Genomic DNA, 500 nt, shown 5'->3' with positions numbered 1-500 from the left:
CAGAAGACTGGTCGAGCGCCTTGGCAAAAATGTCATAGCCGATCTGTACGATGCCGCCAGGCGTAAAGTCTGTTGCTTGGCCGATGGCCTTTGCTCCGATCATCCACATCGATTTGACGACGGCATCTCCGATTGCCGGGCCGTTGTACAGAATCCACCAGAAGAAGCCCAGGGTGCCGAAAAATCGAATCGATTCAGCAAAGAGCTCTTGAATGTCCGAGCGGCGCATCGCCATCATTCCGTACGTCCACACCATGCTGACGAGCGCCAATCCCCAGAAGAGCCACGACCCGTAGCTCACCATGACGCCGCCCCACGAACTGGCCGCAGATTGGTACTTGCCCATCACCGAATCAACGACGTTGACGTCCATCGGTGCGGCAAAAGCAGTCGCAACGTGGAGGAGCATCATCGAACCGAGCGCAAAAAGATTGCCTCTTTTGAAAAACATGGATCTCATAGCGTGGCCCTCACTGATTTTTCTTCGCCTGTTGAGACGG

General features: G+C 55.0%; 1 protein-coding gene. It reads right to left on the bottom strand.

The window, feature by feature from the left end:
• Nucleotides 1-451 (bottom strand): type IV secretion system protein (locus J5M58_RS26375; protein WP_207880293.1); only part of this gene is annotated, 451 nt, incomplete at its 3' end.
• Nucleotides 452-500: the final 49 nt, after the last annotated feature.

It is taken from the genome of Pseudomonas sp. 32_A (assembly GCF_017490905.1).
In the GTDB taxonomy this organism is placed as follows: domain Bacteria; phylum Pseudomonadota; class Gammaproteobacteria; order Pseudomonadales; family Pseudomonadaceae; genus Aquipseudomonas; species Aquipseudomonas inefficax.
Note: the sequence above shows the minus strand (reverse complement) of the source record. Positions and strands in the feature narration are given on the sequence as shown.